Annotated in this window: 21 protein-coding genes; 11 read left to right on the top strand and 10 right to left on the bottom strand. The window is 58.8% G+C overall.

All coding sequences use genetic code 11. From position 1 onward, the window contains the following. The first annotated feature begins 87 nt into the window (after nucleotides 1–87). Nucleotides 88–1,230 (top strand): elongation factor P maturation arginine rhamnosyltransferase EarP, encoded by a 1,143-nt coding sequence (gene earP, locus K5E40_RS00455; protein WP_221729206.1) that lies wholly within the window; start codon nucleotides 88–90, stop codon nucleotides 1,228–1,230. A gap of 48 nt (nucleotides 1,231–1,278) precedes the next feature. After that, nucleotides 1,279–1,848, top strand: coding sequence for an elongation factor P (locus tag K5E40_RS00450; protein ID WP_028619992.1), 570 nt, complete (start codon nucleotides 1,279–1,281; stop codon nucleotides 1,846–1,848). A gap of 187 nt (nucleotides 1,849–2,035) precedes the next feature. Here the strand turns inward: K5E40_RS00450 and K5E40_RS00445 are convergent, their stop codons facing one another. The 3 genes from K5E40_RS00445 to K5E40_RS00435 all read right to left on the bottom strand — a co-directional run bounded on the left by K5E40_RS00445 (nucleotide 2,036) and on the right by K5E40_RS00435 (nucleotide 4,180). Continuing rightward, nucleotides 2,036–2,455 carry an organic hydroperoxide resistance protein gene (locus K5E40_RS00445; RefSeq protein WP_221729205.1) on the bottom strand — a complete coding sequence of 140 codons (420 nt, stop codon included), beginning with the start codon at nucleotides 2,453–2,455 and terminating at the stop codon, nucleotides 2,036–2,038. A 240-nt stretch (nucleotides 2,456–2,695) separates the two neighbouring features. Then, on the bottom strand, nucleotides 2,696–3,151 hold the full coding sequence (locus tag K5E40_RS00440) for a MarR family winged helix-turn-helix transcriptional regulator (protein WP_221729204.1): 456 nt from the start codon (nucleotides 3,149–3,151) through the stop codon (nucleotides 2,696–2,698). A gap of 72 nt (nucleotides 3,152–3,223) precedes the next feature. Then, nucleotides 3,224–4,180 (bottom strand): LysR family transcriptional regulator, encoded by a 957-nt coding sequence (locus K5E40_RS00435; RefSeq protein ID WP_221729203.1) that lies wholly within the window; start codon nucleotides 4,178–4,180, stop codon nucleotides 3,224–3,226. A gap of 110 nt (nucleotides 4,181–4,290) precedes the next feature. Between K5E40_RS00435 and K5E40_RS00430 the strand changes: the two genes are divergently transcribed. Then, the gene (locus K5E40_RS00430) at nucleotides 4,291–5,040 is read left to right on the top strand and encodes a sulfite exporter TauE/SafE family protein (protein ID WP_221729202.1); all 750 of its coding nucleotides are present in this window, start codon (nucleotides 4,291–4,293) and stop codon (nucleotides 5,038–5,040) included. Here the strand turns inward: K5E40_RS00430 and K5E40_RS00425 are convergent. Next, nucleotides 5,030–5,884 carry a LysR substrate-binding domain-containing protein gene (locus K5E40_RS00425; RefSeq protein ID WP_221729420.1) on the bottom strand — a complete coding sequence of 285 codons (855 nt, stop codon included), beginning with the start codon at nucleotides 5,882–5,884 and terminating at the stop codon, nucleotides 5,030–5,032. The genes K5E40_RS00430 and K5E40_RS00425 overlap by 11 nt on opposite strands. Before the next feature lie 97 nt (nucleotides 5,885–5,981). On the opposite strand from K5E40_RS00425, the gene K5E40_RS00420 reads away from it, so the two are divergent. Next, nucleotides 5,982–6,197, top strand: coding sequence for a DUF1127 domain-containing protein (locus K5E40_RS00420; RefSeq protein ID WP_221729201.1), 216 nt, complete (start codon nucleotides 5,982–5,984; stop codon nucleotides 6,195–6,197). Nucleotides 6,198–6,261: 64 nt separating this feature from the next. Continuing rightward, a complete protein-coding gene (locus K5E40_RS00415; protein ID WP_221729200.1) occupies nucleotides 6,262–7,488 on the top strand; it encodes a winged helix-turn-helix domain-containing protein in 1,227 nt (408 codons plus the stop codon). Between the two features lie 111 nt (nucleotides 7,489–7,599). Here the strand turns inward: K5E40_RS00415 and K5E40_RS00410 are convergent, their stop codons facing one another. Further along, nucleotides 7,600–8,946: a class II 3-deoxy-7-phosphoheptulonate synthase gene (locus K5E40_RS00410; protein ID WP_221729199.1), complete on the bottom strand. Its 1,347-nt coding sequence runs from the start codon at nucleotides 8,944–8,946 to the stop codon at nucleotides 7,600–7,602. A 151-nt stretch (nucleotides 8,947–9,097) separates the two neighbouring features. Here K5E40_RS00410 and K5E40_RS00405 point away from each other — a divergent pair, with 151 nt between their 5' ends. After that, nucleotides 9,098–9,853 (top strand): spermidine synthase, encoded by a 756-nt coding sequence (locus tag K5E40_RS00405; RefSeq protein ID WP_221729198.1) that lies wholly within the window; start codon nucleotides 9,098–9,100, stop codon nucleotides 9,851–9,853. A 109-nt stretch (nucleotides 9,854–9,962) separates the two neighbouring features. Here the strand turns inward: K5E40_RS00405 and K5E40_RS00400 are convergent, their stop codons facing one another. After that, entirely contained in the window at nucleotides 9,963–10,754 is a 792-nt protein-coding gene (locus K5E40_RS00400) for a crotonase/enoyl-CoA hydratase family protein (protein WP_221729197.1), read from the bottom strand. Nucleotides 10,755–11,175: 421 nt separating this feature from the next. On the opposite strand from K5E40_RS00400, the gene K5E40_RS00395 reads away from it, so the two are divergent. After that, the gene (locus tag K5E40_RS00395) at nucleotides 11,176–12,849 is read left to right on the top strand and encodes a DEAD/DEAH box helicase (RefSeq protein WP_221729196.1); all 1,674 of its coding nucleotides are present in this window, start codon (nucleotides 11,176–11,178) and stop codon (nucleotides 12,847–12,849) included. A gap of 115 nt (nucleotides 12,850–12,964) precedes the next feature. Here the strand turns inward: K5E40_RS00395 and K5E40_RS00390 are convergent, their stop codons facing one another. Continuing rightward, nucleotides 12,965–13,732: a class III extradiol ring-cleavage dioxygenase gene (locus K5E40_RS00390; RefSeq protein ID WP_221729195.1), complete on the bottom strand. Its 768-nt coding sequence runs from the start codon at nucleotides 13,730–13,732 to the stop codon at nucleotides 12,965–12,967. Between the two features lie 103 nt (nucleotides 13,733–13,835). Here K5E40_RS00390 and K5E40_RS00385 point away from each other — a divergent pair, with 103 nt between their 5' ends. Then, on the top strand, nucleotides 13,836–14,492 hold the full coding sequence (locus K5E40_RS00385; protein WP_221729194.1) for a thiopurine S-methyltransferase: 657 nt from the start codon (nucleotides 13,836–13,838) through the stop codon (nucleotides 14,490–14,492). A gap of 129 nt (nucleotides 14,493–14,621) precedes the next feature. Here the strand turns inward: K5E40_RS00385 and htpX are convergent, their stop codons facing one another. Continuing rightward, nucleotides 14,622–15,509, bottom strand: coding sequence for a protease HtpX (htpX, locus tag K5E40_RS00380; protein ID WP_221729193.1), 888 nt, complete (start codon nucleotides 15,507–15,509; stop codon nucleotides 14,622–14,624). 304 nt (nucleotides 15,510–15,813) lie between these two features. Beyond that, nucleotides 15,814–17,025 carry a pyridoxal phosphate-dependent aminotransferase gene (locus K5E40_RS00375; protein ID WP_042560257.1) on the bottom strand — a complete coding sequence of 404 codons (1,212 nt, stop codon included), beginning with the start codon at nucleotides 17,023–17,025 and terminating at the stop codon, nucleotides 15,814–15,816. 224 nt (nucleotides 17,026–17,249) lie between these two features. Here K5E40_RS00375 and msrB point away from each other — a divergent pair, with 224 nt between their 5' ends. From msrB to K5E40_RS00360, 3 genes are all read left to right on the top strand, one after another. After that, complete coding sequence (msrB, locus tag K5E40_RS00370; RefSeq protein WP_221729192.1) at nucleotides 17,250–17,645, top strand: peptide-methionine (R)-S-oxide reductase MsrB; 396 nt, start codon at nucleotides 17,250–17,252, stop codon at nucleotides 17,643–17,645. Between the two features lie 165 nt (nucleotides 17,646–17,810). After that, nucleotides 17,811–18,296, top strand: a complete 486-nt coding sequence (locus K5E40_RS00365) for a glutathione peroxidase (protein WP_221729191.1) — start codon at nucleotides 17,811–17,813, stop codon at nucleotides 18,294–18,296. Continuing rightward, complete coding sequence (locus tag K5E40_RS00360; protein WP_221729190.1) at nucleotides 18,293–18,754, top strand: MarR family winged helix-turn-helix transcriptional regulator; 462 nt, start codon at nucleotides 18,293–18,295, stop codon at nucleotides 18,752–18,754. Before K5E40_RS00365 ends, K5E40_RS00360 begins: the two co-directional genes overlap by 4 nt. Here the strand turns inward: K5E40_RS00360 and K5E40_RS00355 are convergent. Continuing rightward, nucleotides 18,738–21,059, bottom strand: coding sequence for a response regulator (locus K5E40_RS00355; RefSeq protein WP_221729189.1), 2,322 nt, complete (start codon nucleotides 21,057–21,059; stop codon nucleotides 18,738–18,740). The two genes, K5E40_RS00360 and K5E40_RS00355, sit on opposite strands and share 17 nt — an antisense overlap. Between the last annotated feature and the right edge of the window lie 20 nt (nucleotides 21,060–21,079).

Below are 21,079 nucleotides of genomic sequence, written 5' to 3'. Positions count from 1 at the left end.
ATTGTCGCACGAAGATTAATCGCCGTCGGCTCTTCTGCATGAGGTCATTTATGCGGACAATCGGTGTTTTGCCAACGGGAGTCTTGAATGCCGGAACCGAAAACCCGCTGGGATATTTTTTGCACCGTGGTCGATAACTACGGCGACATTGGCGTGACCTGGCGCTTGGCCCGGCAACTGGTGGCTGAGCATTCGCTGACAGTGCGGTTGTGGGTCGATGACTTGCGCGCATTCGAACGCATTTGTCCGCAAGTCGATATCAACGCCGCGCAACAATGGCAGCAAGGTGTGGAGGTGCGACACTGGCCAGGCGAATGGTTAGAGACGGACGCCGCTGATGTGGTGATCGCCGCGTTCGCCTGCCAACTGCCGAGTGATTACATGAGCGCCATGGCCGAGCGGGAACAACCGCCGTTGTGGATGAACCTCGACTATCTCAGCGCCGAAGACTGGGTCGTGGGTTGCCACGGCCTGCCATCGGTGAAGTATAAGTCGGTGCAGAAGATATTCTTCTTTCCGGGATTCCGTCCAGGAACGGGCGGATTGTTGCGTGAACGAGGTTTACTCGAACAGCGTCGGCAGTTTCAGCAAGATCCCCAAGTGCAGCGAGAATTCCTGCACGGTCTTGGGATCGACCGCGCGCCTGAAGCCCAGCTGATTTCGCTGTTTGCCTATGAGAACGCCGGTTTGGCCAGTTGGCTCGATGTGCTGGCAACCGATGCAAAGCCAACCCATCTGCTGGTGCCTGAAGGTCGGATACTCGGCGACGTCGCGCGATGGCTTGGGATGGAAAATCTCGACGTCGGGGCGATTCATATTCGTCAATCGCTGACGGTGCAGGTGCTGCCGTTCGTCCGCCAGGATCAATACGATCATCTGCTCTGGTGCTGCGATTTCAATGCGGTGCGCGGGGAAGACTCGTTCGTGCGGGCGCAATGGGCGGGGCGGCCAATGCTCTGGCACATTTATCAGCAGGACGAAGACATCCATCTGGACAAGCTCGATGCCTTCCTTGCGTTGTACACAAAGGAACTTTCGCCGGCCGCTGCCGAGGCGATGAGCGGTCTCTGGCGGGCGTGGAGTGCCGGTCAGCCGATCGGCGAACATTGGCTCACGGCCCGTCATCATTGGCCAGAACTGCAGAATAATGCCGAAGCGTGGTGTCTGGAACAGGGCTTGCAGGCCGATCTTGCCGCGGCGCTGGTACAGTTTTACCTAAATTGGATATGATACGCGGCCTAGATTTTTGTAAATCCCATCCAAATTCGGATATTCGCAATGAAAACTGGTAAAGAACTGAAACCCGGTACCGTGATCCGTCTCGAAAACGATCCTTGGCTGGTTCAGAAAGCTGAATTCACCAAGTCGGGCCGTAACAGCGCGATCATGAAGACCAAGCTGAAAAACCTGCTGACCGGTTACAAGACCGAGATCGTTTACAGCGCTGACGACAAACTGGACGACGTAATCCTCGACCGCAAAGAAGCGACCCTGTCCTTCATCAGCGGCGACACCTACACGTTCATGGACACCACTGACTACACCATGTACGAGCTGAACGCTGAAGACATCGAAGCCGTTCTGCCTTTCGTTGAAGAAGGCATGACCGATGTTTGCGAAGCGATCTTCTTCGAAGAGCGTCTGGTTTCCGTAGAGCTGCCGACCACCATCGTGCGCGTAGTTGACTACACCGAAGGTTCGGCTCGCGGCGACACTTCCGGCAAAGTCATGAAGCCAGCCAAGCTGAGCAACGGTACTGAGTTGCAGGTTGCTGACTTCATCGAAATCGGTGACAAGATCGAGATCGACACCCGCGAAGGCGGTTCCTACAAAGGCCGTGCCAAATAAGCACAGTTTTTTGCGGAAAGAAAAAACCCGACCATTGAGTCGGGTTTTTTGTGCCTGCGATTTATGCCGTTGCTCATTCTCTGTGGGAGCGGGCTTGCTCGCGAATACGTTGTTGCATCCAGTGAAGGGTTGACTGACAGGACGCCTTCGCGAGCGAGCCCGTTCCCACAGGTTTTTTGCGTTTATCTCAAACGGTGGTGTGCAGACGTACATCAACATTGCCGCGGGTGGCGTTGGAGTACGGGCAGACCTGGTGGGCTGCGTCGACCAGGCTTTGCGCGTCGTCCTCATCGAGGCCCGGCAGGCTGATGTGCAAATCGATGTCCAGACCGAAACCGCCAGGGATCTGACCGATGCCGACGTGGGCGGTGATCGAAGCGTCGTCCGGGATTTTGCGTTTGGTCTGGCTGGCGACGAATTTCAGTGCGCCGATGAAGCAGGCCGAGTAGCCGGCAGCGAACAGTTGTTCAGGGTTGGTCGCCGCGCCGCCGGCACCGCCGAGTTCTTTCGGGGTCGCGAGTTTGACGTCGAGGATGTTGTCGCTGGAGATTGCGCGACCATCACGGCCGCCGGTGGAAGTTGCGATTGCAGTGTAGAGAGTTTGCATGGTGTGAGCCTCGTGTAGTGTCTTTTTTTGCGCTAATTGTTTGCGCGCTAAGTAAGTGCGAGATGAATGTAGCTCGCCAATATTTTGCGCGCAAGATAAATTTTCGAAAAAATATCAGCCCTGACGTGTGAACAGTCCGCTAATCGTCAAAAGTGCATGATCTGAAAGGAATTTTTGAATTGGCGCAGAAACATTGTGGGAGTGGGCTTGCGCGCTCCCACAGAGGGGAAGGTAGTGGATTCAGGTGAGGCTGTCTTGCAGGTGGCTGCGCAGCGCCTGGAGTTCTGCCTGCAGATTTTGCAGGCGCTCCAGGGTGAAGCCGCTGGCGCCTAGAATGCATTGCGGAACTGTTTTGGCTTTTTCCTTCAGTGCCCGGCCCTGCTCGGTCAATTCGACAATCACCACGCGTTCGTCTTCACGGCTGCGGGTGCGGCTGAGCAAGCCTTCGCCTTCCAGGCGTTTGAGCAATGGCGTCAACGAACCCGGATCCGTCAGCAGTCGTGTGCTGATTTCTCCGACAGTCAGACCATCCTTCTCCCACAGCACCATCATCGCCAGATACTGCGGATAGGTCAGGCCCAGCGCTTGCAGCATCGGTTTGTAGACCTTGGTCATCATCAGTGAGGTCGAGTGCAGGGCGAAGCAAGCCTGATTGCCCAGCAGCAGGTCGTCGCAGGTGTCGCGTTCGGATGTCATGTCAAAGCCTTGATCGGGAATGGTCATGAATCTAGCGTCCGAATGTTTAATGCGCCAGATAATTCTCCAGTTCTAGTGGCGGCCCAGATCACGCTGGAGTGCCAGATCCCACGGCGGCACAGGGCTGAATCGGGTCTTGAGGTATTCCAGCAACAAATGACTGCGCGAATGGGTTTGCCGTTCCATGCGCAATGCGTAGATGCCCGCGGATTCCGGCGCAGGCAGGCCGTGCTCGCAGAACAGCGGCAGCAACTCGCCGCGCAACAGGTATTCGCTGGCCAGCCAGGTTGGCAGGTGCGCAATCCCAAGCCCGGCCAAGGCGCCACACACCAGTGCCTCGGCGTTGTTGGCACTCATGCGAATGCGTGCGGGACGGTGCAGTTGCATCTTCCCGTCTGCCTCGAAACGCCAGGCAAAGGGCGGGGCGAGGCCTTCCCAGTCCAGACCGTCGTGTTCACTTAATTGCGCGGGATGGTTTGGCACGCTTCGGCGTTTGAGATAGTCAGGGCTGGCGCAGGCAATGCGCACTATGCTTGCCAGTGGAGTGGCCACCAGCCGTGTGTCGGCCAGTTGTCCGGCCCGCAGCACCAGATCCACTTTGCCCAGGTTCGAACCGCTCATATCGACGAAGCTGTCGATCAGGTGCAACTGCACATCCAGCCCTGGATACAGAACGAGGAAGTCAGCAATGACCGGCGCCAAGTGCCGCCGCCCGAACGCTGCCGGGGCATCGATGCGAATCAAGCCTTCTGGCGCACTGCTCAGGGAAACGGCTTCGGCACGGGCCAGTTGCAGTTCGGCGACGATCCGCCGCGCCCGTTCGGCAAAGGCCATGCCTGCGGGGGTGGCGCGCACGGCGTGTGTACTGCGGATGAACAACTGGCTGCCGACCGCGCTTTCAAGGCTGTCGATGCGTCGAGCGACTGCCGAAGGCGTCAGTGGATGAAGGCGTGAAGCGGCGGAAAAACTGCCGCTTTCCAGCACATCGAGAAACAGTCCGAGTTGATCGGTCAATTGATTGGGGTTCATGTCGGTTCAACGCTTTTGCGAAATCGGCATAGCCATTGTGCGTTGCTGTGCGTTTCCCTGCCAGCCGCGACTGCGTAGGATGAATCGCCTGACGTAAGAGGAATTTGGCTGTGATGGACTTCTTGTTGTACCTGCTGTTCGGCGCGGCCCTCGGCACACTCGGTGGCATCTTTGGCATCGGTGGCGGCCTGATTGCCATTCCTTTGCTGGGCGTGTGGTTTGGGCTCGACCAGCAGATTGCCCAAGGCACCGCGCTGGTGATGGTGGTGCCGAACGTGATGCTGGCGTTGTGGCGTTACCATCAGCGCAATCGCATCGAACTGCGGCATGCGTTGCCGCTGGCTGTCATGGGCTTCTTTTTTGCCTGGATCGGCTCGATCTGGGCGGTGGGCATCGATGCGCAGACGATGCGCATCGGTTTTGTCGCCTTTCTGGTCGTGTTATCCCTCTATAACCTGGTGCGCATATTAGGCGCGCGGCCAGCAACGACATCCCGGATGCGCTATTCCTGGCCATGGCTGGGTGTACTCGGCGCGGCGTCCGGAACCATGGGCGGGTTGTTCGGTGTCGGTGGCGCTGTGGTGGCGACACCGGTGCTGACCAGCGTGTTCGGTGCCACTCAGGTGGTTGCTCAAGGCCTGTCGCTGGCGCTGGCGTTGCCAAGCACTGGCGTCACCCTGGTCACCTACGCGGTGCATCACGAAGTTGACTGGATGATCGGCCTGCCACTGGCCATCGGCGGTCTGGCGAGCATCAGTTGGGGCGTGAAAGTTGCCCACGCAATGCCGGAAAAAATTCTGCGTGGGCTGTTCTGCGGCTTTCTGGTGCTGTGTGCGGTGATGCTCGCGATTAAAGTTTGAAGCCGTCGACGATGTGCTCGGCCAGGCACTCGGTAATCGGCGAAGGCTTGTTCAGGTTGCGGATCAGCATGATGCTCGCCTCGGGCAGCAGCGGCAGATTTTCGTCGGCACCGAGAATACGCATGTCCGGGGTGATCAGGCTTTCCAGTTGGGCGGTGATCGCCAGACCCGCGCTCACCACCGCCATCAGCGCCGACAGGCTGGTGCTGTTGTAGGCGATGCGGTAATCGCGGCCCATTGCGTCCAGCGCATTGCATGCCCACAAGCGACAGAAACAATCACTGTTGAACATCGCCAAAGGCAACGGCGTCTGTTCGTGGGCGCTGAAGTTTTGCGCCTCGGCCCAGACGAAGCGCTCCTTGCGCAGCAGTTGACCAATCTCGTTGCCCGGCTCGCGGGTCACGATCGACAGGTCCAGGTCGGTGCGCTGCAATAGCTGTCTGGTCGATTCGCAATGCACTTCGATCTGGATCAGCGGATAGAACTGCGCAAACCGCGACAGGATTCCCGGCAGAAAGCGCATCACGTAATCATCCGGCGTGCCGATGCGCACGGTGCCGACCATGTGCGGCTCGCGCAAGGTGTTGAACACTTCGCTATGCAGTTTGAGGATGCGCCGCGCGTAACCGAGCAGAACCTGACCCTCTGCAGTCAGCCGCACCTGACGGCCATCACGCTCGAACAGTTGACGCTGCAACACGTCTTCTTCCAGACGCTTCATCTGCATGCTCACCGCTGATTGCGTGCGGTTGACCATCTCGCCAGCGCGGGTGAAACCGCCCTGATCGGCAATCGCGACAAAGGTGCGCAGGACATCGGTATCGATACTGAGGTAGGCCGACAATTGATGAATCTCCGTGATGAATGCCATCAGAAACATTCGTTGGATTGATCTTAGCGCCGGCGCGAGACTTGGGCCATCCACAACGGAGGGCAATACGATGAAAGGTCAAAAAGTCTATGCAAGCGATGCAAGAGTTCCTGTTCATCTCATCTCGGATCTGCTGAACAAGTTTAGCCGTTGGTACGAGCTTCACCGCGAACGCGAGTTGCTCGCCAGCCTGAGTGACGAAGCGCTGAAAGACATCGGCGTCAGTCGCGCCGACGTCGAACATGAGTCGGTGCGGCCATTCTGGGACGATCCGATGCACAAATGATCAGGGCATTACTACACAAACCACTTTCAGGTGAGGTAGGTTGCGAGCAGACAAGGAGATGCTCATGCCCGCGACACTGTCCTTTTCCCCCAAACAGGCTCGACGTCTGGCGCTGGCTGCCCAAGGGTTCAACGGGCGCCAGCCGCCGACCGTCAAGGCATCGCACCTTAACCGGCTGATCGAACGGCTGGGCCTTTTGCAGATCGACTCCGTCAATGCCGTGGTGCGCTCGCACTATCTGCCGCTGTTCTCCCGTCTCGGTTCCTATTCTTCTGACTTGCTCGACCAGGCGGCCTGGAGTTCGGGACGGCGTCGTACGTTGTTCGAATATTGGGGGCATGAGGCATCGTTGCTGCCGCTGTCGATGTATCCGTTATTGGCGTGGCGGATGCAGCGCGCCAAACGTGGCGAAGGCATCTATCAGCAGTTGGCGAAGTTCGGTCGCGAGCAGCAGGGCACGATTCGTCGGGTGTTGGCGTCTGTTGAAGCACAGGGTGCTTTGGGTGCCGGCAGTCTGTCGACCCGCGAAGACAAGGCTGGGCCTTGGTGGGACTGGAGCGCGGAGAAACATGCGCTGGAATGGTTGTTCGCCACCGGCGAAGTGACAGTGGCGGGGCGGCGCGGATTTGAGCGTTTGTATGATTTGCCCGAGCGGGTAATGCCGGCGTCGATCCTGCAGCAGACCCTGCCTGATGAGGCCCAAGCGCAGCGCGGATTATTGCTGCATGCCGCTGAAGCACTGGGCGTCGGCACGGAAAAAGATCTGCGTGACTACTTTCGTTTGAATCCGGCAGATGCCCGTCCGCGCCTTGCCGAACTGGTTGAGGCCGGACAGTTGCTCACCTGTGAAGTGGCCGGTTGGCGGCAAATCGCCTATTGCCTGCCGGAGCCGAAAGTCCCGCGCAAGGTAGCGGCCAGCGCGCTGTTATCACCGTTCGATTCATTGGTCTGGGAGCGCAGTCGCACCGAGCGTCTGTTCGATTTCCGCTATCGACTGGAGATCTACACGCCTCAGGACAAACGGGTTTACGGGTACTACGTGTTGCCGTTTCTACACAACGAACGGATTGCTGCGCGGGTCGATCTGCGTTCCGAACGGGCATCGGGGCGACTGGCGGTGCAGGCGTTACACGAGGAGGCGGCGGGGCTGGATGACGAGGGGATGCTGGCGCTGGCGGGGAATTTACGGCGGATGGCGGATTGGCTGGGGTTGGAGACGGTGAAACTTAATTGTGAGCGCGAGAGTGCGGGGCGGTTGCGGGTGGCATTGGCGCAAATTGATGTTGATTGATTGGGCCTCTTCGCGAGCAAGCCCACACTGGATTTGTGTTGTTCACTAAACCAGTGTGGGGGCGGGCTTGCTCGCGAATGCGGCCTGTCAGACGCTAGATGCCAGACTGATTCAACGGCGAACCTGCTTCAGCGTCTCAGCAATCAAAAACGCCAGTTCCAGCGACTGATCGGCATTCATGCGCGGGTCACAGTGCGTGTGATAACGATCCGACAAGCCATCTTCAGTGATCGGCCGCGCCCCACCAATGCACTCGGTGACATTCTGCCCGGTCATCTCGATATGAATCCCTCCGGCATAAGTGCCTTCGGCTTCGTGCACCTGGAAGAACTGTTTCACCTCGCCGAGGATCTGCGCAAAATCGCGGGTCTTGTAGCCGCTGCTGGCCTTGATCGTGTTGCCGTGCATCGGGTCACAGCTCCATAGCACCTGCTTGCCTTCACGCTGCACCGCACGGATCAGTGCTGGCAGGTGATCGCCGACCTTGTTCGCGCCCATTCGCGCGATCAGGTTCAGGCGACCCGGATCGTTGTCGGGGTTGAGCACGTCGATCAGGCGGATCAAATCGTCGGGATCCATGCTCGGGCCGACTTTCACCCCGATCGGGTTGTTCACACCGCGCAGGAATTCGACGTGAGCGCCGTCGAGCTGACGGGTGCGGTCGCCGATCCACAGCATGTGCGCCGAGCAATCGTAGTAATCGTTGGTCAGGCTGTCGCGACGCACGAAGGCTTCTTCGTAGTTCAACAGCAGTGCTTCGTGGGCGGTGAAGAAACTGGTTTCGCGCAATTGCGGCGAGCTGTCCATGCCGCAAGCGCGCATGAAAGCCAGGGTTTCATCGATGCGGCCAGCGAGGTGGCTGTACTTCTCGGCCAGCGCCGAGTTGGCGATGAAATCGAGATTCCACTTGTGCACTTGATGCAGGTCGGCAAAACCGCCCTGGGCGAAGGCGCGCAACAGGTTCAGTGTCGCGGTGGACTGGTGATAAGACTGCAGCAGGCGTTCCGGGTCCGGCACACGGCTTTTTTCGTCAAAACCGATGCCGTTGACGATGTCGCCACGGTAGGCCGGCAGGGTCACGCCGCCGATGGTTTCGTCGTTGGCTGAGCGCGGCTTGGCAAACTGGCCGGCCATACGCCCAACCTTGACCACCGGGCAACCCGCGGCGAAGGTCATGACGATTGCCATTTGCAGCAACACTTTAAACGTGTCGCGAATTTTCGCCGCGGAAAATTCGGCAAAGCTTTCGGCGCAGTCACCGCCCTGCAGCAGGAACGCCCGCCCCTGAGTCACCTCGGCAAACTGACGACGCAGTTCGCGTGCTTCGCCGGCAAACACCAGTGGCGGATAGCTGGCCAGCGTCTGCTCGACCTGGCGCAAGTGCGCGGCGTCGGGGTATTGGGGTTGTTGCTGGATCGGCAGGGCACGCCAGCTTTCAGGGCTCCAGGGTTGGTTCATCACGGTCTCTAAGGTTCTACGCACGGAAGGCCATGGTATCAGCAAATTAGTGCGTGACCTGTTCCTGCCCCTTCGCCGACAATCGCCGCTTTGCCACGGCGCCAAAGCGGTGCCATCGCGTCACCGCGCCCGGTGACCATCAGGAGACGAAATGACTGAGGAACGCGTCGAGCATCTGCTCGCCGAAGTACAGGATGAGTTCGGCGTGATTCGCGTGCTGGAAGTGGCTGATTACCGCTTTCTCGAATTCGGCGATGCAATCGAGCAGAGCTGCGTGTTCACCGCTGATCCGAGCTGGCTGGAATACGACTACACCCGGGCGATGCTGATTGGCGCGTTGTGCCATGAGCGGCCGGAGAGTGCGCTGTTCCTCGGACTGGGCGCCGGTACGCTGACTCAGGCCTGCCTCAAGTTCCTGCCTTTGGAGGATGTCGAAGCGATTGAGCTGCGTCCCGACGTGCCGCGTCTGGCCATTGAATACCTTGGGCTGGATGATGATCCGCGTCTGTACATTCGTGTTGGCGATGCGCTCGAGTTGCTGGCAACTGCCGAGCCTGCGGATCTGATTTTTGTCGACCTCTATACCGATGTCGGGCCGGGTGTCGGGCACCTTGCCTGGCGTTTCCTGGGTGACTGTCAGAAGCGTCTGAATCCGGGCGGCTGGCTGGTGATCAATCAGTGGGCCACCGATGACGGCAAGCCGCTGGGCGCGGCGTTGTTGCGCGGGCTCTATCATCGACATTACTGGGAGTTGCCGGTGAAGGAGGGCAATGTGATTCTGATTGTCCCGGCGGATCTCGATCAGGCACTGGACATGCAGGCATTGACCGCCCGGGCTGAAGCGCTGGCGCCGCAGTTGGGGTATTCGTTGCAGTCGTTGATCAAGGCGATTCGTCCGGCGACTTGAGTCTTCAGTGCTGACCCCTTCGCCAGCAAGCCCGCTCCCACACTTGAAATGCATTCCAAATGTGGGAGCGGGCTTGCTCGCGAAGAGGGCCTGAAGAGCACCACATTTCTCAGATCCCTTTGAAGATGCCCGGGCGCCGTTCAACCAGCGACTTGATACCTTCCTTGGCATCCTCACTACTCAGCAACTTTTTCACCAGCGTCGGCAACCCCTGCGCCGCCGCCGTCTCACCTTCATAGCGCGCCTGTCGCGCCGATTGCAAAGTCGCCTGTACCCCCAACGGCGCCTGTCGGGCAATCCGCTCAGCCAGTTCAATCGCCCGTGGCAGCAGATCTTCGCTGGCCATCACTTCCTGCACCAACCCCAGCCTTAATGCGTCGTGGGCATCAAACTCATCCCCGGTCAGCAACCAACGCATGGCATTGCCCCAGCCGGCCACCTGATGAAAACGTAAAGTCGCGCCACCAAAAGGAAAGATCCCACGCTGAACTTCCATTTGCGCGAAGCGGGTATTGCTCGCACACAGGTTGATATCCGCCGCCAGCATCAACTCGATACCAATGGTCAGGCAGTAGCCTTGCACCGCGACAAGCACCGGTTTGCTCACCCGTGGGCCGACGAACACCCCCCATGGATCACAACCGCCGGTCGGAACTTGCCAGCCTTGCGCAAGGGCGGCGCTCGCATTCACCAGATCCAGACCAGCGGTAAAGTGCTCGCCATGCCCGAACACCACCGCCACCCGCGCCTCGCTGTCGGCCTCGAACTCGCCGTAGGCAAGGCTCAAGTCATTGAGCAGGTCGAGGTCGAACGCATTGCGCTTGGCCGCTCGGTCGAGGCCGATCAGGTGGACATGGCCACGACGTTCTCGGCTGACACGGCCGGGGCAGGGCTGATTCATGGCTAAATCCTCAGGCGGGAAGGGCGGGCAGCGACGGTATGCCGCACATCGGTGAATCGTTTTAGCGTCATCACCCGTAGGGCCGGGCCTTTGAAAAATAGACCTTGGCGCGATTATCCGCAAAACCCCATTACACAGCGGTGACGCACGCATTCAGGCGATAAAAAAAGCTCCCTTTTTGGGCAAAATCCGGTATAGTGCGCGCCGGCCTTTAACCTGGCCGCGTTTAGGTAGCGCAATTTCCCGAAGTCAGCTTCGGCTGCACGTCCGCATTGCGGGCTCTTCCCGGACGATTCTTTTTCTCATTCATTCGTTTTCGCAAATCCCCGCCGACAAAGCTGCCAGGGCGACTCTTGAGTCTCAACACGGCATGCGCAGCTTTGGAGCATGGGTCTTTGCGGATGCACTTAGAGGCAGACCCATGACCCAGGAAACCGGCGGATTCGCCGCTTTTAATCTTAACCCGAATATTCTTGCAGCCGTCGCAGCGACCGGCTACGAAGAGCCTTCGGCGATTCAGCAGCAATCGATCCCGATCATCATGGCCGGCCAGGACATGATTGGCCAGGCGCAAACCGGTACCGGTAAAACCGCCGCGTTCGCACTGCCTATTCTGCACCGCATCGATCCTGCCAAGCGCGAACCGCAAGCCCTGATCCTGGCGCCAACCCGAGAGTTGGCGCTGCAAGTAGCAACCGCTTTTGAAACCTACGCCAAGCAAATGCCAGGCGTCACCGTTGTCGCCGTTTACGGCGGCGCGCCGATGGGCCCGCAACTCAAGGCTATCCGTAACGGCGCACAGATCGTTGTCGCCACTCCGGGCCGTCTGTGCGACCACCTGCGTCGCGACGAGAAAGTGCTGTCGACCGTGAACCACCTGGTTCTCGACGAAGCTGACGAAATGTTGAAACTGGGCTTCATGGATGACCTGGAAGTCATCTTCAAGGCTCTGCCAGCGACCCGTCAGACCGTTTTGTTCTCGGCTACCCTGCCGCAGTCGATCCGCGCCATTGCCGAACGCCACCTGCGCGATCCGCAACACGTCAAGATCCAGACCAAGACCCAAACCGTTACCGCGATCGAACAGGCTCACCTGTTGGTTCACGCTGACCAGAAGACTTCGGCCGTTCTCAGCTTGCTGGAAGTGGAAGATTTCGACGCTCTGATCATGTTCGTGCGCACCAAGCAAGCGACCCTGGATCTGGCCAGTGCCCTCGACGCCAAAGGCTACAAAGCCGCTGCGCTGAACGGTGATATCGCCCAGAACCAGCGTGAGCGCGTAATTGACTCGCTCAAGGATGGTCGTCTGGACATCGTTGTGGCGACCGACGTTGCTGCCCGTGGTCTGGACGTTCCGCGCATCACTCACGTGTTCAACGTGGACATGCCGTACGATCCAGAGTCCTACGTTCACCGTATCGGCCGTACTGGCCGTGCCGGTCGCGAAGGTCGCGCATTGCTGCTGGTGACTCCGCGTGAGCGCCGCATGTTGCAAGTGATCGAGCGTGTAACCGGTCAGAAAGTTGCCGAGGTTCGCCTGCCGGACGCTCAGGCAGTTCTCGATGCGCGCATCAAGAAACTGACCAACAGCCTGGCGCCGCTGGTTGCCGATGCTGAATCGACTCACGGTGAGCTGCTGGATCGTCTGACTGCAGACATCGGTTGCACGCCGCGTGCTCTGGCTGCTGCTCTGCTGCGCAAGGCCACCAATGGTCAAGCGCTGACGCTGGCTGCGATCGAGAAGGAACGTCCACTGGTGCCTAACAACGCACCGCGTGGCGACCGTCCTGAGCGTAGCGGTGACCGTCCGGACCGTGGTGATCGCGAGCGTCGCGCGCCAATTCCTTTGGGCGAAGGCCGTGCGCGTTGCCGTACCGCGCTGGGTGCGCGTGACGGTATCGCCGCTAAAAACCTGCTGGGCGCCATCCTCAACGAAGGTGGTCTGGCCCGTGAAGCGATCGGTCGCATCCAGGTGCGTGACAGCTTCAGCCTCGTTGAGCTGCCGGAAGATGGTCTGGACAAACTCCTGACCAAGCTGAAGGACACTCGCGTTGCCGGTAAGCAGCTGAAACTGCGTCGCTATCGCGAAGATTGATCCGCCCTGGGCTGATTGATCGAACATAAAAAATCCCCGACTGGTTCGGGGATTTTTTTTGCCTGTTTTTTATGCTCCCACAAAACCTGTGGGAGCGAGCCTGCTCGCGAAGGCGTCAGCCGAAACGATAAATATCCATACCCAACGCACCCATCGTGAAGCCCTGATGCGCCACACTGAATTCACCCCCGGCACCCCGAGCGAAGTACAACGGCAACAAATGCTCATCACTTGGATGGCTGCGCACCGCGTTAGGCGCCTGCTGGCGGTAGTCATGCAGCGCCGCTTCATCATCGGTCGCAAGCTTGTCGATCACCCAGTCACGGAATTCCCTTGCCCACGGCTCGACGCTCTCCGGACCGGCATGCCAGTCCAGCTCACGCAGGTTGTGAGTGATGCTGCCAGAGCCGATCAGCAAAATCCCTTGTTCGCGCAGGCTTGCCAGCGCACGGCCGACGCGTGTTTGCAGTGCCGGACCGCCGCGACTCGGTAACGAAACTTGCACCACTGGAATATTTGCCTCGGGATACATCAGAGACAGCGGCACCCAGACGCCGTGATCGAACGGGCGCTGTGGGTCGAGGCGCACGGGGAGACCGTTGATGGTCAGCAGATCGGCGACCTCGGCAGCCAGTTGCGGATTGCCCAGCGCCGGGTACTGCACTTCAAACAGGGCGCGCGGGAAACCGCCGAAGTCATGCAATGTCTCGGGTTGCGGATGGCTGCTGACCAGCAATTCGTGACTCTCCCAGTGTGCGGAGACAATCACGATGGCTTCGGGCCTGGGCAATTCGGCGGCCAGTCGTGCGAGGGCTGGGCCGCTGGCGCCGGGCTCCAGCGCGAGCATGGGCGATCCATGGGAGATAAACAGGCTGGGAAGCATGGACGGGTTCCTGAGCGGTAAGATGAGCCATCTTCAGTCAGTTCATTGATCTAAATCTAATATAAGTTTTAACGCTTTTTGATCGATTTTTTAGGAACGACACATGCAGCCTGAGTTTTGGCACAAGAAGTGGGCATCTGACCAGATCGGCTTTCATCAGCCTGAGGTGAACCCCCATTTGCAGCGGCACTGGCCGGATCTGCCGATCCCTGTATCGGCCCGCGTACTGGTGCCACTGTGTGGGAAAAGTCTGGATTTGCTGTGGCTGGCCGGGCGTGGCCACAAGGTTTTAGGGGTTGAGCTGTCGGAAAAAGCTGTCGAGGATTTTTTCAGCGAGCAGCGGGTGTCCCCGCAAATCAGCGAGAGGGGCGTATTCAAGGTATATCGCGCTGGATCTATCGAGCTGTGGTGTGGTGATTTCTTTGCACTGAAAGCGGACGATGTCGCCGATTGCACAGCGCTGTACGACCGGGCAGCGATGATCGCGCTCCCGCCACCGATGCGTGAGCAGTATGCGGCGCACCTTCAGCAGATCTTGCCGCAGGGCTTGCAAGGGGTGTTGATTACGCTGGATTACGATCAGTCAAAGATGTCCGGGCCGCCGTTCGCGGTGTTGGACGATGAGGTGCAGCGGTTGCTGGGCGGTGGCTGGCAGGTGCAAGTGCTGGAACAGCAGGATGTGCTGGGGGAGAGCTGGAAGTTCTTGCAGGCTGGCGTGACGCGGTTGGAGGAGAGGGTTTACCGTATTTCCAGTCATTAGTTTTTTTGGGGGGCAGTACTGAAGTCATCGCTGACTTGCCAGCGATGACGTCAGCAAAAGCAGCCCATTACTCGAAGCAATAAAAAAGACCCGCATCACTGCGGGCCCTCTTTTTTTATATGGGCAGGTTCAACCGCGACGACGCAAAGCGTCGATACGCTCTTCCAGCGGCGGGTGGCTCATGAACATGCGGGCGAAGCCCTGCTTGATGCCACCGTTGATGCCAAACGCATTCAGGGTGTCCGGCATGTGTACCGGCAGGCCCTGTTCGGCGCGCAGGCGTTGCAGTGCACCGATCATCGCGCTGGTGCCGGCCAGACGTGCACCGGCTTCGTCGGCGCGGAATTCGCGTTTGCGCGAGAACCACATGACGATCGCACTGGCCAGGATGCCCAGTACCAGTTCGGCGAAGATGGTGGCCACGTAGTAGGCAATGCCCCGGCCTTCTTCGTTCTTGAAAAAGAACTTGTCGACGAAGTTGCCGATGATCCGCGCGAAGAACATCACGAAAGTGTTTACCACGCCCTGGATCAGCGCCAGGGTGACCATGTCGCCGTTGGCAACGTGGCCGATTTCGTGGGCCAGCACGGCTTTCACTTCATCGGGCGAAAAACGCTCGAGCAGGCCCTGACTGACGGCGACCAGTGCGTCGTTCTTGTTCCAGCCAGTGGCGAACGCGTTCGCTTCGTAGGCCGGGAAGATACCGACTTCGGGCATCTTGATCCCGGCTTCGCGGGACAATTGCTCGACGGTTTGCAGCAGCCATTGCTCATGCCGGGTACGTGGCTGGCTGATGATCTGAGTGCCGGTGCTCATCTTCGCCATCCACTTGGAGATGAACAGCGAGAACAGGGAGCCGGCGAAACCAAAGACCGCACAGAAAACCAGCAGCTGACTGAGGTCGAGATCAACCCCGTTGGCCGCCATGAACCCGTTGAAGCCGAAAAGGCTCAGGGTGATGCTGGCTATCAGCACGACCGCCAGGTTAGTGGCCAAAAACAGCAGGATGCGCATCATGGTTGTAGAAATCTCCTCAAGCTAAAGATGTAGCGTACTGCGGGGTATATAAGGTGCTGCACCCGGCTATTCAACCGGGTGACTATTTCAAACTGTGTCCTACAGCGATTTCTTCGGCGCACGCCCCATTTCCCACAACAGACACTGACACGGACGACACACAGCCGCGACCCGTCGCCATTGCGTCAGACGTATATGACCGGTGCGAATCGCAAGTGTAGAGGGCGTGTGGAGGAGGGGAGCGCAGAAGTGTTGCTGAATCAGACAGTGCGCAACGTTCGGGCCGTTGCGCACTGCTGGCCATCTACTGGCGGTAGGACTTGAGGAAGTTGCCGATGCGGCCGATGGCCATTTCGAGCTCGTCGACCCGGGGCAGGGTGACGACGCGGAAGTGATCCGGCCACGGCCAGTTGAATGCCGTGCCTTGCACCACCAGCAACTTCTCGGAGAGCAACAGGTCAAGGACGAATTTTTCGTCGTTGTGGATCGGGCAGACCTTCGGATCGATCCGTGGGAACGCGTAAAGCGCGCCCATCGGTTTGACGCAACTCACCCCCGGGATGTCGTTGAGCAGTTCCCAGGTACGGTTGCGCTGTTCCAGCAGGCGACCTTGCGGCAGTACCAGATCATTGATGCTCTGATAGCCGCCCAATGCGGTCTGGATCGCATGTTGGCTTGGCACGTTTGCGCACAGACGCATGTTGGCCAGCATGTCGATGCCTTCGATGTAACTCTGGGCGTTGTGTTTCGGTCCTGAAATCGCGATCCAGCCGGAACGGAAGCCAGCCACGCGATAGGACTTCGACAGACCGTTGAAGGTCAGGCACAGCAGATCCGGGGCCAGGGACGCGGTGCAGATGTGCACCGCGTCGTCGTACAGAATCTTGTCGTAGATTTCGTCGGAGAACACCACCAGGTTGTGCTGACGGGCCAGTTCCAGCATGCCCAGCAACACTTCCTTCGAATACACCGCGCCGGTCGGGTTGTTCGGGTTGATGATCACCATGGCCTTGGTATTCGGGGTTATTTTGGCCTTGATGTCGGCCAGGTCCGGGAACCAGTCGGCGCCTTCGTCGCACAGGTAGTGCACCGCGTTGCCGCCGGCCAGGCTCACGGCAGCGGTCCACAGCGGATAGTCTGGGGCCGGCACCAATACTTCGTCGCCATTGTTGAGCAGCGCCTGCAGCGACATCACGATCAACTCGGAAACGCCGTTACCCAGGTAGATGTCTTCGATGCCGACACCTTCGACCTGTTTCTGCTGGTAGTACTGCATCACGGCCTTGCGCGCACTGAACAGACCTTTGGAATCGCTGTAGCCTTGCGCGGTCGGCAGGTTGCGGATCACATCCTGAAGGATTTCGTCCGGCGCTTCGAAACCGAACGGCGCCGGATTGCCGATGTTCAGCTTGAGGATGCGCTGGCCTTCCTCTTCCAGTCGTTTGGCGTGCTTGAGCACCGGGCCGCGAATGTCGTAGCAGACGTTGGCGAGCTTGTTCGATTTGCTGAACTGCATGGCGATGTGATCCCGAAAATGAACGGTCCAGACGGTGGATGGACAACCGTGCTGGGATTCCTGCGTCTTCGTACAGGCGAATGTCTTGAGGCGTAGTGCCCAGAATCCGTTTGAATGCGCCCGGTCTGGCTGCCAGACTGGCGTGTGACGAGGCGCAATCATACGTGCCGCCCGATCCGTGGAAAAGGTACAGATCGGGCTTTTTCAGCCGCTGAGGTGTGATGATGGAAAAGTTGGAAAAAACCCTGGAAGAATGGAAAGCCATGCTCGATCCGCAGCAGTACGAGGTTTGCCGCCTCAGTGCGACCGAGCGACCGTTCTCCGGCAAGTACAACGCCACCAAAACTGATGGTGTTTACCACTGCGTCTGCTGTAACGAGCCATTGTTCGACTCCACGACCAAATTCGATTCCGGTTGCGGTTGGCCTAGCTTCTACGCGCCAATCGGCGAAAGTGCCATGACCGAAATCCGCGATATCAGCCACGGCATGATTCGTACTGAAGTGAAATGCGCGCGCTGTGATGCGCATTTGGGGCACGTCTTCCCGGACGGTCCGCCGCCGACTGGTTTGCGCTATTGCATCAACTCGGTGTGTCTGGAACTGGTACCCCGCTCGTAACGCGCCCCCCCGGGAACTGACGAAGGTAGCGATCTTTTGATCTTTCAAAATCACAGATCGCAGCCTTCGGCTGCTTCTGGGCAGGGTCGATCCCATTAATTAAATTGCATGCAATTCAATTGCTCGCTATGTTTTCGTCTTCTTCCTGATTTCAGAGCGCGCCCCATGAGCGACAACCTGCTTAATATCCCTTGCACCACCATCAAGGGTGAGCAAAAAACCTTGGCTGATTTCGCCGGTAAAGCGGTGTTGGTGGTCAACACTGCCAGCAAGTGCGGCTTCACCCCACAGTACAAAGGGCTGGAGGAACTCTGGCAGACCTACAAGGATCAAGGTCTGGTAGTTCTGGGCTTTCCATGCAATCAATTCGGCAAGCAGGAGCCGGGCAATGAAGGCGCGATCAGTGAGTTCTGCGAACTGAATTTCGGTGTCAGCTTCCCGCTGTTCAAAAAGATCGAAGTCAACGGCACCAGCGCCCACCCATTGTTTGTGCAATTGAAGAAGCGCGCTCCGGGTCTACTCGGTTCTGAGGGCATCAAGTGGAACTTCACCAAATTCCTGATTGGCAAGGATGGCCAGTTGGTCAAGCGCTTTGCGCCGGCCACCAAACCGCAGGATCTGAGCCGCGAGATCGAAGCCCTGCTCAAATGAACAGCCTGTCCGTCGATTCGCTGAACCTCGACAGTCAGTTGTGCTTCAAGCTGTATGCCGCTTCCCGTGCGGTGATCCGCGCCTACAAGCCGATGCTCGATCAGCTTGGCCTGACCTACCCGCAATACCTGGCGATGCTGGTGTTGTGGGAATGGCAGGCCAGCGCGCCAGAGCAACCGACGGTCAAGGCACTTGGCGAACGACTGGCGCTGGATTCCGGCACCTTGACCCCATTGCTCAAGCGGCTGGAGCAATTTCAACTGGTACAGCGTCAGCGCTCGGTGCGCGATGAGCGTGAGGTGCATTTGAGCCTGACGGCGGCGGGACAAGCGCTACGCGAGCAGGTCGGGCCACTGAAGGCCCGTCTGCTGTGCGACAGCGGTGTGGATCTGGATCGATTGAGTGACTTGCGCGACGGACTCGATCACTTGCTGGGCCAAATCAAAGCGCTGGCGTAGTCGTAATCCATTGGTCCAGCAATGCCGCCAGCTCTTCACGGCGAAACGGCTTGGCCAAGTAGTCACTCATGCCCGCCGCCCGACAGCGTTCGCGCTCCTCGGACATAGCGTTGGCGGTCAACGCGACAATCGGCAGGTTTGGCCAGCGTCCGCTCTGACGAATCTGTCGGCTCGCTTCATAACCGTCCATCACGGGCATGTTGCAGTCCATCAGCACCAGATCGAATTCCTGATACTCCAACTGATCCAGCGCTTCGGCGCCATGGGCAGCCACCACGACATCACAGCCCAGTTTGCCGAGCATGCCTTTGGCCACCAGTTGATTGACCGGGTTGTCCTCGACCAGCAGCACGCGCCCGCGTCTGACGGGGGGCGAAGTTTCGAGTTGTGCATCGTTGATGGTGGCGACCTCCGGGTTCAGGGTGCGCCGCAGATTCTGATAGAGCGCGTTACGCGCCAGTGGTCGGGCCTGCTGTTGCAACGGGGCGAGGGCTGCGGCTTCTTCGCTGGGCAGGAAACTGCCGTAGGCGGTCACCAGCAGGATCGGAGCGGTGAGTGTCGGACGCAGTCCGAACAGGCACTCAGGGCAGTCAGTGATCAGCACATCGGGCGACAGCCCCAGCAGCGAGTCATCAATAGTGCGTTGTTCGTATGCAAGGCCCCAGACCGGCAGCAGATTTTTCAACAACTCTGCCAAGCCACTGCTGGCGGCGGTAATGGCGAGGACTTTGCCTTGAAGAAGAACCGGAGCCAGTGCTCGGGTATGGCAGGGCAGCGGAAGCTCGGCGCAGAACTGGCTGCCGAAACCTGTCTCGGAACTGATACTCAGGCGTCCCTGCATGGCTTCGCAGAGGTTGTAAGTCAGCGCCAATCCCAGTCCTGTGCCTCCGTACTGGCGGGTAATGCCGGCACCTGCCTGAGTGAACGGCTGGAAGATCTTCACCTGTGCTTCCTGTGCGATACCGATACCGGTGTCGCAGACTTCGATACGTACGCCATCCTTGTAGGTCGACAATCGCACATCCACCCGCCCGAAGCGGGTAAATTTCAGGGCGTTGGACAGCAGGTTGCTGACGATCTGCCGAACCCGGGTCGGATCGCCCAGCACCAGTGCGGGGAAGTGCGGATCAATCAGGCAGGTCAGCTCGACGCTCGGCGCCGCGTTCTGCGACAGCAGGTTGGCGGTGTCCTCGATCAATGAGCCGAGATCGAACGGGATGTGCTCGAGTTCCAGTTGCCCTGCATCGAATTTAGAGAGGTCGAGAATATCGTTAAGCAACTCCACCAGCACTTTGCCCGAGTCGTGGGCGATTGATAGCTGTTGTTGTTGCTCGGCATTCAGCGGTCCGTCGAGTGATAGCGCAATCATCCCCAGCAGACCGTTGAGTGGCGTGCGGATCTCATGGCTCATGTTGGCCAGGAACGCCGACCGTGCTTCGGCCATCTCCAGCGCAGTGCCGCGGGCGACTTCAAGCTCCTGATTAGACTGGCTGAGCCGGGTATTGATCGCTTTGAGTTCGGCGGTCCGTGTCGAGACGATGTCTTCCAGTTGGCCGAGGTATTCGGTCAGACGGTTTTCGGCGTTGCGCCGCTGCTGGATCTCGGTGGCGATGTTCTCGAATTGCTGATTGGCGACTTTGACCAGTACGCCGATTTCATCGTTGGCATGCCCGGCCGGGCATTCCAGCGTGGCCGCTTCGGCGCTGCGAGGGTCACGTCCGCTGAGCTCGCGAATGACGCGAACCAGCGGTTTGGTCAGCATCACGTAAAACAGCGCCAGCAGAATGCCGGTCAGGATCAGGCTGCGCGCGAAGCCATTGAGCAGTGTGACCTCGGCCCGGCGCAGGAAGCGGCTGCCGTACGTGTAGGTGTCGACTTCAAGACTCAGGATTCCCAGCGATTCGTTGGGCAGGTGATCCAGATACAGGCGATCTTCGAATTGACGCTTGGCGCCGAAGAGGAAATCGCTGATCACCCGATAGCCGTTTTGCAGCTCAGGGCGTTTTACACTGGCCAGCACCGTATTGTTGTTGTCGATCAGTTGCGCAGAAATGATTGCCGGTGAGCGCAGCAGGCCCAAGGCGAGTTCCTGGGCCAGTTCGGCATCGATGTTGTAGGCAATGCGTGATGCCGGGTTATGGCTGATCTCCAGCAAAGACAGGATTTCACGGTTGATGGCGGCGTCTTCACTGGCATAATCGATGCCGATTTGCAGTAGGCTGAGCAGCGTGCCGAGAATGAACCCGACCAGCACAGTAAGCCTGGCTTGTTTGTATGACAGCCGGTGAGTGAATTTGATATCCATGGGGTGTTGAACCACTTCCG

This window comes from Pseudomonas baetica (assembly GCF_019733355.1).
In the GTDB taxonomy this organism is placed as follows: Bacteria; Pseudomonadota; Gammaproteobacteria; order Pseudomonadales; family Pseudomonadaceae; genus Aquipseudomonas; species Aquipseudomonas baetica_A.
Note: the sequence above shows the minus strand (reverse complement) of the source record. Positions and strands in the feature narration are given on the sequence as shown.

What these genes read in the sequence shown, in the direction of transcription:
- K5E40_RS00405 (WP_221729198.1), top strand. Translation starts at nt 9,098, where the DNA reads ATGACTGAGGAACGCGTCGAGCATCTGCTCGCCGAAGTACAGGATGAG.
- K5E40_RS00355 (WP_221729189.1), bottom strand. Translation starts at nt 21,059, where the DNA reads ATGGATATCAAATTCACTCACCGGCTGTCATACAAACAAGCCAGGCTT.
- earP (WP_221729206.1), top strand. Translation starts at nt 88, where the DNA reads ATGCCGGAACCGAAAACCCGCTGGGATATTTTTTGCACCGTGGTCGAT.
- htpX (WP_221729193.1), bottom strand. Translation starts at nt 15,509, where the DNA reads ATGATGCGCATCCTGCTGTTTTTGGCCACTAACCTGGCGGTCGTGCTG.
- K5E40_RS00385 (WP_221729194.1), top strand. Translation starts at nt 13,836, where the DNA reads ATGCAGCCTGAGTTTTGGCACAAGAAGTGGGCATCTGACCAGATCGGC.
- K5E40_RS00445 (WP_221729205.1), bottom strand. Translation starts at nt 2,455, where the DNA reads ATGCAAACTCTCTACACTGCAATCGCAACTTCCACCGGCGGCCGTGAT.
- K5E40_RS00415 (WP_221729200.1), top strand. Translation starts at nt 6,262, where the DNA reads ATGCCCGCGACACTGTCCTTTTCCCCCAAACAGGCTCGACGTCTGGCG.
- K5E40_RS00395 (WP_221729196.1), top strand. Translation starts at nt 11,176, where the DNA reads ATGACCCAGGAAACCGGCGGATTCGCCGCTTTTAATCTTAACCCGAAT.
- K5E40_RS00375 (WP_042560257.1), bottom strand. Translation starts at nt 17,025, where the DNA reads ATGCAGTTCAGCAAATCGAACAAGCTCGCCAACGTCTGCTACGACATT.
- K5E40_RS00400 (WP_221729197.1), bottom strand. Translation starts at nt 10,754, where the DNA reads ATGAATCAGCCCTGCCCCGGCCGTGTCAGCCGAGAACGTCGTGGCCAT.
- K5E40_RS00360 (WP_221729190.1), top strand. Translation starts at nt 18,293, where the DNA reads ATGAACAGCCTGTCCGTCGATTCGCTGAACCTCGACAGTCAGTTGTGC.
- K5E40_RS00410 (WP_221729199.1), bottom strand. Translation starts at nt 8,946, where the DNA reads ATGAACCAACCCTGGAGCCCTGAAAGCTGGCGTGCCCTGCCGATCCAG.
- K5E40_RS00435 (WP_221729203.1), bottom strand. Translation starts at nt 4,180, where the DNA reads ATGAACCCCAATCAATTGACCGATCAACTCGGACTGTTTCTCGATGTG.
- msrB (WP_221729192.1), top strand. Translation starts at nt 17,250, where the DNA reads ATGGAAAAGTTGGAAAAAACCCTGGAAGAATGGAAAGCCATGCTCGAT.
- K5E40_RS00450 (WP_028619992.1), top strand. Translation starts at nt 1,279, where the DNA reads ATGAAAACTGGTAAAGAACTGAAACCCGGTACCGTGATCCGTCTCGAA.
- K5E40_RS00365 (WP_221729191.1), top strand. Translation starts at nt 17,811, where the DNA reads ATGAGCGACAACCTGCTTAATATCCCTTGCACCACCATCAAGGGTGAG.
- K5E40_RS00390 (WP_221729195.1), bottom strand. Translation starts at nt 13,732, where the DNA reads ATGCTTCCCAGCCTGTTTATCTCCCATGGATCGCCCATGCTCGCGCTG.
- K5E40_RS00440 (WP_221729204.1), bottom strand. Translation starts at nt 3,151, where the DNA reads ATGACATCCGAACGCGACACCTGCGACGACCTGCTGCTGGGCAATCAG.
- K5E40_RS00420 (WP_221729201.1), top strand. Translation starts at nt 5,982, where the DNA reads ATGAAAGGTCAAAAAGTCTATGCAAGCGATGCAAGAGTTCCTGTTCAT.